We start from the raw sequence: 12334 nt of genomic DNA on the forward strand, positions 1-12334 counted from the left end.
TTGAACGGCTTGCATCCGTTCTAACATGGGTAGGTCGGGTAGGGTGAACAAGAAAAAAAGTTCTAAAGAACCCCACCCAGGTAGGAGTCGTAATCCTTGACCTGTGCGCCATCCAGACAGGCTTTGATGATCTTGGCACCCAGGGGATCAAGCGTGGATTCGCTTAAATAGCCGACGATCTCTTGCTTGAAGAAGGCTTCCAGCATGGCGGCCCCGGCGTCATAGGCCTCGATGCCCATTTCAAGTTGGTTTTCGGTGCGCAAGAACCAGGTGGGGATCTGGTAGCCCTCGACCAGCATGGAATTCAGCGCATAGCCCAGCAGGGGCGAACGGGCGGGCACGATTTGATCGGCCCTGAATTTTGCGCCGCCTCGGCGGGCCAGATATTCGCGGGCGATCATCTGGCCGTTGAAGCCCACTTTCCAGGCCCCGATATGCTGGTTGGGAATCAGAACATGGCGGGTGGCCTCGCAATCGCGAATTTGATCAAGCAGCAGATTGGCGTAATCCACCTTGCGCCCGGTGGCGAAGGGCCAGAACGAGCCGACGCCCTCGCTGACCAGCCCGTCGGCGGCGGCGATGATCGACGGATTGCCGTGGCCTCTGGGGGCGACCAGACGCCACAACCAGGCGATGGCGGGCGGCAGCAAATGCAACAGGCCGATGATGCCGTAGCTGGGAGCTTCCTTGGTGCAAGGCGGGCAGCGCACGCCGAAACTGCGCACATCGACTTCCACCGGCTCGTTGACGATGCGGTGAATGATGCTGCGCGGCAAGATCACACGCGGATTCGAGCAGCGCTTGCCGGGCGCATCCTCGATATGATCCCAGGGCAGGCAGGTCGCTCCCGGCACGCCCTCGACATTCAAGAACACCAACGGCTGCTCAGGGTGCATGCACATGCGCTCGATCTCGGGATTGGCGCCGTAGCGGCCGATGCCGTCGACCCGCACGAACCAAGCATTCTCGGCGTCGGTGACCACCAGCTTCTTGTGCAGGCCCTGATGGGCGGGGTGGCATAGCGCCATATCGTCGGTGACTGGTTCCAACGAGCAATTCTGTCCCAAGGGAACCCGGCGCTGTTCGCCGGTCACTACATTGGTGCCCAGCGGCAAGCGCCCGTCTTCTTCGCGGGTGGGATATTCCAGCATCTCGGATTTGCCGCCGCCCGAAGCGCCCTCATGCATGATGGTGAGCGGGCAATCATAGGGTGTCACCACCCGCACCGCCGAAGCGTGCGCCGTCACCCAGCCCTCGCTTTCGCCCAGATCGAGCAGCACGCCGTAAATGCCCTTCTTGGCGCTGGGACCGGGGTAAAGATTGAGCGCAAACACTTCGTGGCAAGCGTCCATGCGGTTATGCACCACAACTTGCTTGCCCTTGCAGTGGGTATGGCGAAAGGGCGGGGCCAGATACAAGATGGCCTTGGGGGAGAAACCGTCGCGCAACTCGCAGACGCGGACCATGCCTTGCAGGTCGGTCAGCGCCGCCGCGAAGAAGGCGGCGTTGGCCGGGCCTACGAACAAGGCGTCGTGATCGATGCGCCCCGATCCTGCCGAGAAGGGAATGCAGATCAATTCCTGGCTTCCCAGCCAATCGAACATCTCGTCGCGCAGGTTTGCGAAAGGATAGCCGAAGCGCTCGGCAAAGCGCGGCTTGTCGGTAGGCAGATCGTCGCCAATCGCCATCGTGTCGGGATCGCGCCTGCGCATATAGGGTTCTGGATAATTGGCGGCGACGCCGTTCTTGCAGCGCACGATGTCGGCTTCGGTCACCATTCCCTGTCCGGGAACGTCATAGGCCACGGTGAATCGGTCCTGGCCCGTGCCGCCCAGCGCCATATCGAGCAATTGCGAGCGTGACGTCGGCCAGATCACCTTGGGCGATTTCTTCAAGGCGCGGGCAAGATCGGGCAGATGCTCCAGCCAGGGCAGGTCGGGCACCAGACATTCGGCTTTCGACATTTCATTCATGGCGTCACCCCTTTGCAGGTGAACCACAGTTAGCGCAAGGGAATTGGCCGCGGCACACCCGGGGCGGGTGGGACTGCGCTCTCTTTTCGGGGAGGGATTTGTGATACGATGCCAGCCTGCAAGAAAGGACAACTCGATGCTCGCCATCCATCAACTGCTGGCCTTCAACGACAATTACATCCACGTAGCGCTGGACGAAGCCAGCGGCGAGGGTGCGGTGATCGATCCCGGTGATGCCGAACCGGTGCTGCGGGCGGCTGGCCAGAATGGTTGGAAGCTGACGCAGATTTGGACCACCCATCACCATGCCGATCATGCGGGCGGAACGGAAGAACTGAAGGCGAAGCTGGGGCTGAAGGTTTTCGGCGCCGCTATCGATGCGCACCGCCTGCCCGGTCTCGATGTGGGGCTTAAGGATCAAGACGAGTTGCAACTGGGCGAACATCGGGCCAAGGCGCTGTTCGTGCCCGGCCATACGTCGGGACATCTGGCCTATTGGTTCGAAGAGGATAAACTTCTGTTTCCGGGCGACACGCTGTTCGCCATGGGATGTGGGCGATTGTTCGAGGAACCGGCCGAGGTCATGTGGGCCTCGCTGTCGCGTCTTAAGGCGTTGCCGGGCGACACGCTGGTCTATTGCGCCCACGAATATACGCTGGCCAATGGACGATTCGCCAAAACCATCGAGCCGGAAAACGAATCCCTTCTCTTGCGCCTGAACGAGGCGCGGGCCATGCGCGACAAGGGGCTGTCCACCGTTCCCTTCCGCCTCGATCTGGATCTGGCGACCAATCCGTTCCTGCGCGCAGGCTCTGCCCCGGCCTTCGCCGACCTGCGCCGCCAAAAGGACGTTTTCAAATGAGCCAGGAAGAGGTGCTGTCCTTTCTGGCCGATCCCGCCAGCTATGGATTGGCGGCGGGCGAGAAGATTGAGCGCATCGATACGCACATTTCGGCGGTGTTTCTGGCGGGCGACAAGGCCTACAAGCTGAAGAAGGCGGTCAAGCTGCCTTTCCTCGACTTCTCGACGCTTGAAGCGCGCCAAACATTTTGCCGCGCTGAGTTGACGGTCAATCGGCGCACGGCGCCCGATCTGTATCTGGGGGTCGAACCGCTGGTCAGGCGCGCCGACGGAACGCTCGGTTTTGGCGGCGAGGGCGAGGTCGCCGACTGGCTGGTGGTGATGAAACGCTTCGATCAGGAGGAGCGGCTGGATCGCCTGTCGGCCATGGGCGAACTTGACCGCCACGCCATGATGGAGCTGGCCGAAGTGGTGGCCGATTTTCACGTCAAGGCGCCGCATCGTTCCGACTATGGCGGTGTGGCCGGTCTGGCCCATGTGATCGGCACCAACGATTCCACATTCGCCGAAACCGATTTGCCGCGCGACTGCACGCTGCGCCTGACCCAGCATTCGATGGAGCGCCTTAGCGAGTGCGCCGAAATTCTGGAGGCCAGACGCCAACAAGGCTATGTGCGCCGCGTCCATGGCGATCTGCATCTGGGCAACGTGTTTCGCCACCAAGGCAAGCCGGTGCTGTTCGATGCCATCGAATTCAACGAGGATTTCGCCTGCGTCGATACTTTGTTCGATCTGGCCTTCCTGCTGATGGACCTTGATCACGGCGGCTATCGCTCGCTGGGGTCGGTTCTGTTCAACCACTATCTGCCCTTTGCTGGCGAATGGGCGGGCGGCGAGGCGGGCGGGTTGAAGGCGCTGCCCTTGTTCTTGTCGCTTCGGGCCGCCATCCGCGCCCATGTGCTGGCGACCAGGGCGCGGCAAGCGAGCGGGGCGGAAGCCGAGCGCGCCCTCAAGGAAGCCACGATGTATTTGGATGCGGCGCTCGATTATCTCGATCCGCCGCCGCCCCGCCTGTGCGCCATCGGCGGCTTGTCGGGCAGCGGCAAGTCGCGTCTGGCCCGCGATCTGGCCCGCTATCTGGGCGCTGCGCCCGGCGCTTTGGTGCTGCGCTCGGACGTAATCCGCAAGCGCCTGCTGGGCAAGACCATGTTCGAACGCCTGGTCCCCGAGGCTTATGGCGCCGAGATGACGATCCGCACCTTCGACACGCTGTTCCAAGAGGCCGAGGCGGCCCTGAAGGCCGGGCATTCGGTGATCTGCGACGCCGTTTTCGCCAGGCCCGAACAGCGCAAGCAGGCGCAAGACTTGGCCTTGCGCCTGAAAGTGCCCTTTACGGCGGGTTGGGCCGACGCGCCGCCCGAGATTTTGCGAAAACGCGTGGCCGAGCGAAAGCGCAACGCCTCGGACGCCACCGAACCCGTGCTTGAGATGCAATTCGGCTATGACCTAAGCGCTCTGGACTGGGCGAAAATCGACACTTCGGGGAGCAAGGACGAGTCCTTTCGCCTAGCTAGGCGGGTGCTAAGAATCTGACGGCGCTTTCTTTTTCGTTCATTTCGGTTCATGATGAAAGATCGCTTGGGGAGGACGAGATGAGCAGCATCAAAAGTCTGATCGCCGTGATCGAAGACGCGAACAGTCGAGCGTCCCTGGAATCGGCGCTGGCCATCGGGCGCGCCTTTTCCGCCCATGTCACCGCCCTGCATGTGAAGGCCGACCCTTCCAACGCCGTGCCTTTGCTGGGCGAGGGCATGTCGGGCGGCATGATTGAGGAAATGATGTCGGTGGCCGAAAAGGAGGCCAACGAAAAAGCCAAGCTGGCACGCGCCATGTTCGACGAGATCGTGGCGGCGGCGAAAATCCCCCTGATCGCCACGCCGCCCGCCCCGTCTGAAGCGTCGGTCGCCTTTTACGAGGAAGCCGGGCTGGAAGAGGAAATCGTGGCCCGCAAGGGGCGCCTGGCCGACCTGATCGTACTGACCAGGCCCGAGGGCGAAACCGACCTGCCTGCCGCCACCACCTTGAATGCCGCCTTGTTTGAAACGGGCCGTCCGGTTCTGATGACCGGCAAATCCCTGTCCGAGGCCGCTAGGCGGATCGCCATCGCCTGGAACGGTTCCGCCGAAGCCGCCAGGGCGCTGGCCGCCGCCATGCCCTTCCTGACAAGGGACGGCGTTTCGGTGGCGCTGCTGGTGGGCGAGGAAGAGGGGCGCGCCGCCTATGGCCGCTCGGTTCAGGAATATCTGGCATGGCACGGGGTGGCTTGCGAGATTCGCCTGTTCGCCGCCCATGGCGGGCAGACCGGCGAAAGCCTGCTGCATGAAATGGAGCAGTTCAAGGCCGACATGCTGGTTATGGGCGCCTATACGCATAGCAGGTTGCGCCAATTGATCATGGGCGGCGTGACGCGCCATGTCGTGGCCAACTGCTCCGTGCCCGTGCTGTTCGCCCACTGACGCGCCGGGATGGATACTAAGAAAACCGTCATCGTCACCGGGGCCAGCCAAGGCATCGGTCACGCCATTGCGGCGCGCTTCTTGCTCGAAGATTGGCGCGTCATCACCTGTTCGCGCCAGGACGTGCCCCCGCATTGCAAGATGAATCCCAACTGGGCGCACCATATCGTGACCGATCTGGTCAAGGACGAGGACGTCGCCCGTTTCATCGAAGCCGCCAACGCTATTCTGGACGGCGGCCCCTTGCACGCCTTGATCAACAATGCGGGCGTCTCGCCCAAGACCAGCTACAAGGAACGTTTGGGCATTTTGAACGGCCCCATCCAGGGCTGGCGCGACGTGTTCGACCTTAATTTCTTCGCACCACTGAAACTGGCTCGCGGCTTCGCTTCGGCGCTCAATCGCGGCAAGGGGGCGATCGTCAACATCACCTCGATCGCCGGGCATTACGTGCATCCCTTCGCAGGCTCGGCCTATTCCACCTCGAAAGCGGCGCTGTCAGGATTGACCCGCGAAATGGCGGTCGAGTTCGCCCAGCTTGGCGTGCGCGTCAATGCGCTGGCGCCGGGCGAAATCAAGACCGGCATGATCTCGCCCGACTACGAGGCCTTCATTCCGCGCATTCCCCTGGAACGCATGGGATCGACCGACGACGTGGCGGGCGTGGCCTTCAGGCTTTGCTCGGACGATTTCGCCTATGTCACGGGCACCGAGGTCTTCGTGACCGGCGGCCAGCATTTGTTGTAGGGAAGCCCTCAGCGGTCAGCCGTCAGCTTTCAGATAAAAAGGCTGATGGCTGAATGCTGAAAGCTATTTCAAACCCGATGCGGCCCGTAGGTCTTGGCGGCGCAGAGGCGCTGGATGACGGCGGGGCCTTTGCTGCGCGTCACGACGCCCTGTTCGAAGGCGATGACCGACAATTTGCCATGCACGATGTTCAGCAATTCGTCGGGTTGCAGCAGATGGGCTGGATTGCGCGGGCTGGTCAGCGCATAGGTTTCGTTGCCATGGGCGAAGGTTTCGTAGATCAGAACGCCGTCTTCGGCCAAGGCGTCGATCAGATGCGCAAAAAGCGGGCGAAAAAGGTAATTGGTGACCACGATGGCCTGGAATTTGCGGCCCTCGAGCGGCCAGGGCGCGCCATTCTCAAGATCGGCCTTGACGATTTCGAAGCCCGGGGCCGGGGTCAGCAGGCTGGTGTCGCGATCAACAGCCGTCACCTTGTTGCCTTGCCGCAAGAACAGGCGGCTGTGCCGCCCGGCGCCCGCCGCTAGGTCCAGCACCTCGCCCTCTGGTGGAATCAAAGGCGCGAAGCGTTCCACCCAGGCTGAGGGGGCATCGGGTCCGGGCGTGACAATATGTTTGCAGCGCATGGAAGGAGATTGCCCATCAGCGCCGGGCGCGGTAAAGGAAAATCATGATCCTGTTCATGCTGAAATGCCCGTCCGACCACCGGTTCGAGGGCTGGTTCAAGGACGGCGCCGCCTATGAGCGCCAGGCCAAGCGTCGTCTGATCGCCTGTCCGGTCTGCGAAAGCAGCGAGATTTCCAAGGCCCCGATGGCGCCCCGCATCTCGAAAGGGCTGGCGCGCAACGAGGAAGCGGCCCCTTTGGCGCCGCCGCAAGACTCCATCCCCACGCCGCCGGTTCCCGCCCAGGAGGCAACCCTGCCCGCCTCGCCCGAATTGCTGACGGCTTTGCGGGACGTGGTGGAAAAACACTGCGAAAACGTGGGCAGCCGCTTCGCCGAGGAAGCCCGGAGAATCCACTACGGGGAATCCGAGGCGCGGGGCATTTACGGCCAGACCGATCCAGAAGAGACCAAGGCCTTGCTCGAGGAAGGCATCGACATCCTTCCCCTGCCCTGGCCGACCCGCAACGCCTGACCGGCGATTATGGGTCTCTGCCATCACATTTCGTCATATCTGAAAACTGGCAGACCGGCCCGACTGGGGTTAAGATTATCGCCCAACAACCAAGGGTCCGCATGGCCAGCAGCCAGGATTTGCGTCTCGTCGTCTTCGATGTCGACGGCACGCTGATCGACAGTCAGCACAATATCGTGAACGCCGTGGCGGACGCCTGGCGGGCGGAGGGGCTTGACGTTCCCGCCCCCTGGCAAGTGCGGCGCAATATCGGCTTGCCCTTGGAAGAGGCCATCGCCGCTCTGATCCCCGAGGCCGAGCGCGATTTCCATCTGCATCTAACCGAACTGTACAAACAGGCCTTCGCCGCCAACAGAAAGCGCGCCGACTATGCCGAGCCGCTCTATCCCGGCGTTCTGGAAGCGATGGACCGGCTGGAAGCCTGCGGCTGCCTGTTGGGCATCGCCACCGGCAAGTCGCGCCGGGGCCTGGACGCTGTTTTCGAACGCCATGGCTTTGGGCACCGCTTCGTGACCGTGCAAACGGCCGACGACGCGCCCGGCAAGCCAAATCCGGGCATGTTGCTGAACGCCATGCAAGAAACCGGGGTCCTGTCCTTGCGGACCTACATGGTGGGCGATACCTGGTTCGACATGCAGATGGCGGCCAATGCGGGAACGCGAGCAATCGGCGTCGATTGGGGCTATCATGACGTCAGCGAATTGAAACAGGCGGGGGCCGAGCTGATACTCAGCGCCTTTGCCGAACTACCCGGCGCCGTCGCCGATTTATGAATTTGAAAAAAGGGGTGATGATATGAAACTGGCAAAAATCATAGGGATCGTGGTTGGCGTGGTCGTGTTGGCCATTGGCGGCCTGCTGGGCTATCTGTCGACGATCGACGTCAACAAGTACAAGCCGATGATCTCGGAAGAGGTCAAGAAGGCGACCGGTCGCGATCTGGTGATCGGCGGCAACGTGTCGCTGAAAGTGTCGCTCTCGCCCGCCGTGGTGGTCGAGAACGTCACCTTCTCCAACATGGCGGGCGGTTCGCGTCCCGAGATGGCGAAGATCAAGCGCTTCGAAGCGCAAGTGTCGCTGCTTCCCTTGCTGTCGGGCGCCATTCAGGTCAACCGGCTGGTGATCGTCGAGCCCGACATCCTGATCGAGACCGACAAGCGCGGCAAAGGTAATTGGGAAATGGGCGACGTCGCCGCCAAGTCGGATCAAGCGGCGCCCGCAACCCCGCCCGAGGGCGGCAAGGCAGCATTGCCCAACATCGCCGTCGAAGAAGTGCGCATCGAAAAAGCGATGTTCGTCAATCGCGACGGCGTCAAGGGCGAGGCGATGAAGGTGGCAATCGAACAATTGGTTCTGCGCGCCAAGTCGCTGACCAGCCCCTTGTCGATCGAGTTGGCCGGTTCGCTGGACGACAAGGCTTTCGAGTTGAAGGGCACCACCGGGCCGGTGGCCGATCTGCTGGCCGCCAAGGCTTGGCCGATGGACCTGAACGCCAAGGCGGGTTTCCTGCTGCCCGTTCCCATTCAACTGGCGGGAACGCTGACCATGGGCGACAAAAGCTACGCCATGGACAATCTGAAGCTGGTGCTTGGCAAAAGCACGCTTTCGGGAACGGCCAAGATGGCGATGGCCGACCGTCCCCGGGCCACGGTGCGTCTGTCTTCTGACCTGATCGATCTGTCGGAGATCACCCCGGTTTCCGACAAGAAGTCGGAACCGGCCAAGAAATCGGCCGATGGGCGCGTTTTCCCCGCCGATCCGTTGCCCTTGTCCGGCCTGAAGGCGGCCGACGCCGACGCCGAAATCAAGATCGGCAAGCTGATTTTGCCCAACAAGCTGGCTTTCGACGGCATCAACGCCAAGATCTTGCTGAACAACGGGCGCTTGGAAACCAAGCCCTTCTCGCTGAACCTGGGTGGCGGCAATATCGCCACCAACATGGTGCTGGACGCCAGCTCCGGCAATTCGGCGGCGCTTAATCTGAATGTCGTCGGCAAGCAGGTGGTGGCGGGCACCATCGCCAAGGAAATGGGCCAATCCGACATGTTCACCGGCGGCCCCACCGACATCAATATCGACCTGCGCGGCAATGGCGGATCGGTGCGTTCCTTGATGGCGGGGCTGAACGGCGACATCCAGATCGTGATGGGCCAGGGCCGCGTCAACAATACGCTGATCAACTGGGGCGGCGGCGACATCCTGACCCAGGTCTTTAATGCCGCCAATCCGATGGCCAAGAAGGAAGACCACACGCCGATTTCCTGCGGCGTGGTGCGTTTCAAGGTCACCGACGGCATGGCCAACGCGCCCAAGGGCATCGCCGTCGAGACCGACAAGCTCGACATCGTGGGCGACGGCACGGCTAATTTGAAGACCGAGGGCCTCGACTTCGGCATCAAGCCCACCGTCAAGGAAGGGCTGGGGGTCGGCGTCGGCAATCTGGCCAGCATGATCCGCCTTTCCGGGACCATGGGCAGTCCTTCGGTGGGCGTCGATGCCGCCGAGGCCGCCAAGACGGCCCTGAAAACCGGCGCCGCCGTGGCGACCGGCGGCCTGTCGGTGTTGGGCGGCGCGTTGCTCGACAAGACGGGCGTGACCACCGCCGCCTCGTCGGGGCCGCCCTGCCAAGTGGCGCTGGGTAAGGGCACGCCCGCCAAGAGCGAGCCAGCGGGATCCAAGCCAGCCGCCCAAACCGCGCCTGCCAAGGATAGCGGTCCCGCCGGTGCGGTCGGCGGCGCCTTGAAGGGACTCTTCGGGCGCTAATGACGGCACTTCGCAAGCGTTTCTACAAAGAAGCCGCCGCCGGTTCAGCCGACGGCGGCTTCGCCGTTCTTCTGGACGGGCGGCAGGTCAAAACCCCCAAGGGGCATCCGCTGATTCTGCCGACGCTGGGTTTGGCCGAGGCGATTGCCCAGGAATGGGCGGCGCAAGGTGAGAAGATCGAGCCGGAAACCATGCCGCAAATGCAGGTGGCGGCCACCGCCATCGACCGCGTGGGCAGCGAACGTGCCGCCATGCATGCGAGTTTGATGCGCTATTGCGAAACGGATCTGCTTTGCTACCGTGCTGCGCACCCTGCCGATCTGGTCAAGCGCCAGACTGAAGTTTGGCAACCGGTGCAAGATTGGGTGGCCTTGCATCTGGACGCTCCGCTTAGGATCACGGAAGGGCTGAGGCCCATAGAACAGCCCGAACAGGCGCTGAAGGCCATCGCGGCGCAGTTGGAACGCTACGATCACTGGCGCTTTACGGCTTTGTCGGTGGCGGCCTCGGCCAGCGGCTCGCTGCTGTTGGCCTTGGCTTTGGTCGAGGGGCATCTGGACGCCCAAGGCGTGATCGCGGCCAGCCAGTTGGACGAAACCTATCAGCAGGAATTGTGGGGCGAGGACGAAGAGGCCCAGGAACGTCAAAGGGCGCTGGCGCAAGACATTCTGGCGGCTGGGCGTCTGCTGGCTCTGATATGATCGCCCATCTGTCCCGCCTGTCCCCCAACCAGCGAGGAGCGCTTTGGCTGTTGGGGTCGTCGGCGGCCTTCGCCGCCATGAACGGCGTGATCAAGCTGCTGGGTTCCGACATTCCAACCTCGCAGCTCGTGCTGTTCCGCTGTCTCTTTGGCCTAGTGGCGCTGTCGCCTTTCATTCTGGCCAATCCCAGACAAGCGCTGGTCGTTTCCAGGCCGGGGCTGCATGTGCTGCGCGCCCTTCTGGGCGTGGCCGCCATGTCGGCCAATTTCTGGTGCGTGGCCAATTTGCCGCTGGCCTCCGCCACCTCGCTGTTTTTCACCAAGCCGTTGTTCATGCCCCTGCTGGCCGCCTTGTTCCTGGGCGAGAGGTTTCGCCTGGGCAGGGGCTTGGCGACGCTGGTCGGATTTCTGGGCGTTCTGGCGATGCTGAATCCGCAAGACGGCGCCGATCCCATGTCTCTGGGCGTCGGCTTGGCCGGGGCTTTCTGCGTGGCGCTGGTGATGATCGTCATCAAGAAACTGACCTTGAGCGAGCAGCCGCTGGCCGTGCTGGTCTGGTTCACGCTGCTCTCGACGCTGGGCGCCGCACCCTTCGCCGCGATGAGCTGGGTGACCCCCGATTTCGCTCAATGGGGTCTGCTGGCATCCCTGGGCTTCATCGGCACGCTGGGCCAGTATCTTCTGATCCGCGCCTACCGGGTTGGCGAAGCCTCGGCGATCACGCCGATCGACTTCACCCAGCTGCTGTTCGCCGGACTCATGGGCCTTCTGTTCTTCGGCGAATTGCCGTCGCTGCAAAGCTGGGCGGGCATCGCCATCATCGTCGCCGCTGCCTTGTTCCTGACCTTGCAGGAAAGAAAGTCGGCCCCCTCTCGTCCATTGCCCGGCGATCTGCTATAAGAACTCCAGTTTACGTAAAGGGAGGCGCAGCATGGATGTTCAAGGAAAAGCCGCCATCGTCACAGGCGGCGCATCGGGTTTGGGCGAGGCGACGGCGAAGGCGCTGGCCAAGGCGGGGGCCAAGGTCACGGTGATCGATCTGAAGGCCGAGGCCGCCCTTAAGGTGGCTGGCGAGATCGGCGGGCTGGGCTTGGCCTGCGACATCACCGACGGCCCGGCCACCGAGGCCGCCATCAAAACGGCCAGAGAGACGCACGGCCCGGCCCGCATCCTGGTCAATTGCGCCGGTGTGGCCACCGGCGCTCGCGTGATCAATCGCGACGGCCCGGCCTCGCTGGATGGTTTCGCCCGCACGGTGGCGATCAATCTGGTCGGCACCTTCAACGCCATGCGCCTGTGCGCCTGGGACATGTCGACGCTGGAGCCGCTGGCCGACGGCGAACGCGGCTTCATCGTCAACACCTCCTCGATCGCCGCCTTCGAAGGACAGATCGGCCAGTGCGCCTATTCCTCGTCGAAATCGGGCGTGGCGGCGCTGACCTTGCCCGCCGCCCGCGAGTTGGCCAAATTCGGCGTGCGCGTGCTGTGCATCGCCCCCGGCCTGTTCGCCACCCCGATGATGTTCGGCCTGCCGCCCGAAGTGCAGGAAAGCCTGGGCAGCAAGACTCCTTTCCCGCAACGTCTGGGCAGGCCCGAGGAATTCGCGGCCCTGGTCATGATGATGGCGGGCAATGTGATGCTGAACGGCGAGGTGGTGCGCCTTGACGGCGGCGTGCGCCTTGAACCCAAATAGGGC

Annotated in this window: 12 protein-coding genes; 10 read left to right on the top strand and 2 right to left on the bottom strand. The window is 62.8% G+C overall.

Annotated features, from left to right (window positions below; translation table 11 throughout):
• Positions 1-62 precede the first annotated feature (62 nt).
• Positions 63-1964, bottom strand: coding sequence for a DUF4914 family protein (locus HQL44_06370; protein ID MBF0268198.1), 1902 nt, complete (start codon positions 1962-1964; stop codon positions 63-65).
• Between the two features lie 145 nt (positions 1965-2109).
• Here HQL44_06370 and gloB point away from each other — a divergent pair, with 145 nt between their 5' ends.
• Genes gloB through HQL44_06390 form a run of 4 tightly spaced genes read left to right on the top strand, consistent with a single transcriptional unit; the run spans position 2110 to position 6037 of the window.
• Complete coding sequence (gene gloB / locus HQL44_06375) at positions 2110-2835, top strand: hydroxyacylglutathione hydrolase (protein ID MBF0268199.1); 726 nt, start codon at positions 2110-2112, stop codon at positions 2833-2835.
• The gene (locus HQL44_06380) at positions 2832-4367 is read left to right on the top strand and encodes an AAA family ATPase (GenBank protein ID MBF0268200.1); all 1536 of its coding nucleotides are present in this window, start codon (positions 2832-2834) and stop codon (positions 4365-4367) included. The genes gloB and HQL44_06380 overlap by 4 nt, the downstream gene beginning before the upstream one ends.
• Positions 4368-4426: 59 nt before the next feature.
• Complete coding sequence (locus HQL44_06385) at positions 4427-5290, top strand: universal stress protein (protein MBF0268201.1); 864 nt, start codon at positions 4427-4429, stop codon at positions 5288-5290.
• A 9-nt stretch (positions 5291-5299) separates the two neighbouring features.
• Complete coding sequence (locus HQL44_06390) at positions 5300-6037, top strand: SDR family oxidoreductase (GenBank protein MBF0268202.1); 738 nt, start codon at positions 5300-5302, stop codon at positions 6035-6037.
• Positions 6038-6105: 68 nt separating this feature from the next.
• Here HQL44_06390 and HQL44_06395 read toward each other — a convergent pair whose 3' ends face one another.
• Positions 6106-6663: a class I SAM-dependent methyltransferase gene (locus tag HQL44_06395; protein MBF0268203.1), complete on the bottom strand. Its 558-nt coding sequence runs from the start codon at positions 6661-6663 to the stop codon at positions 6106-6108.
• Positions 6664-6707: 44 nt separating this feature from the next.
• On the opposite strand from HQL44_06395, the gene HQL44_06400 reads away from it, so the two are divergent.
• The 6 genes from HQL44_06400 to HQL44_06425 all read left to right on the top strand — a co-directional run bounded on the left by HQL44_06400 (position 6708) and on the right by HQL44_06425 (position 12331).
• Positions 6708-7175, top strand: coding sequence for a DUF1178 family protein (locus tag HQL44_06400; GenBank protein MBF0268204.1), 468 nt, complete (start codon positions 6708-6710; stop codon positions 7173-7175).
• Between the two features lie 101 nt (positions 7176-7276).
• Positions 7277-7948 carry an HAD-IA family hydrolase gene (locus HQL44_06405; GenBank protein MBF0268205.1) on the top strand — a complete coding sequence of 224 codons (672 nt, stop codon included), beginning with the start codon at positions 7277-7279 and terminating at the stop codon, positions 7946-7948.
• A gap of 22 nt (positions 7949-7970) precedes the next feature.
• Positions 7971-9938 (top strand): AsmA family protein, encoded by a 1968-nt coding sequence (locus HQL44_06410; protein MBF0268206.1) that lies wholly within the window; start codon positions 7971-7973, stop codon positions 9936-9938.
• A complete protein-coding gene (locus HQL44_06415; GenBank protein MBF0268207.1) occupies positions 9938-10639 on the top strand; it encodes an ATPase in 702 nt (233 codons plus the stop codon). The genes HQL44_06410 and HQL44_06415 overlap by 1 nt, the downstream gene beginning before the upstream one ends.
• A complete protein-coding gene (locus HQL44_06420; GenBank protein MBF0268208.1) occupies positions 10636-11538 on the top strand; it encodes a DMT family transporter in 903 nt (300 codons plus the stop codon). Before HQL44_06415 ends, HQL44_06420 begins: the two co-directional genes overlap by 4 nt.
• A gap of 31 nt (positions 11539-11569) precedes the next feature.
• Complete coding sequence (locus HQL44_06425) at positions 11570-12331, top strand: SDR family NAD(P)-dependent oxidoreductase (protein ID MBF0268209.1); 762 nt, start codon at positions 11570-11572, stop codon at positions 12329-12331.
• Positions 12332-12334: the final 3 nt, after the last annotated feature.

It is taken from the genome of Alphaproteobacteria bacterium (assembly GCA_015231795.1).
Lineage (GTDB): Bacteria > Pseudomonadota > Alphaproteobacteria > Rhodospirillales > WMHbin7 > WMHbin7.

Excerpts from the sequence above, each read along its gene's own strand:
- HQL44_06380 (MBF0268200.1), top strand. The coding sequence starts at position 2,832 with ATGAGCCAGGAAGAGGTGCTGTCCTTTCTGGCCGATCCCGCCAGCTAT.
- HQL44_06400 (MBF0268204.1), top strand. The coding sequence starts at position 6,708 with ATGATCCTGTTCATGCTGAAATGCCCGTCCGACCACCGGTTCGAGGGC.
- HQL44_06420 (MBF0268208.1), top strand. The coding sequence starts at position 10,636 with ATGATCGCCCATCTGTCCCGCCTGTCCCCCAACCAGCGAGGAGCGCTT.
- HQL44_06385 (MBF0268201.1), top strand. The coding sequence starts at position 4,427 with ATGAGCAGCATCAAAAGTCTGATCGCCGTGATCGAAGACGCGAACAGT.
- HQL44_06425 (MBF0268209.1), top strand. The coding sequence starts at position 11,570 with ATGGATGTTCAAGGAAAAGCCGCCATCGTCACAGGCGGCGCATCGGGT.
- HQL44_06395 (MBF0268203.1), bottom strand. The coding sequence starts at position 6,663 with ATGCGCTGCAAACATATTGTCACGCCCGGACCCGATGCCCCCTCAGCC.
- HQL44_06390 (MBF0268202.1), top strand. The coding sequence starts at position 5,300 with ATGGATACTAAGAAAACCGTCATCGTCACCGGGGCCAGCCAAGGCATC.
- HQL44_06410 (MBF0268206.1), top strand. The coding sequence starts at position 7,971 with ATGAAACTGGCAAAAATCATAGGGATCGTGGTTGGCGTGGTCGTGTTG.
- HQL44_06405 (MBF0268205.1), top strand. The coding sequence starts at position 7,277 with ATGGCCAGCAGCCAGGATTTGCGTCTCGTCGTCTTCGATGTCGACGGC.
- HQL44_06370 (MBF0268198.1), bottom strand. The coding sequence starts at position 1,964 with ATGTCGAAAGCCGAATGTCTGGTGCCCGACCTGCCCTGGCTGGAGCAT.
- HQL44_06415 (MBF0268207.1), top strand. The coding sequence starts at position 9,938 with ATGACGGCACTTCGCAAGCGTTTCTACAAAGAAGCCGCCGCCGGTTCA.
- gloB (MBF0268199.1), top strand. The coding sequence starts at position 2,110 with ATGCTCGCCATCCATCAACTGCTGGCCTTCAACGACAATTACATCCAC.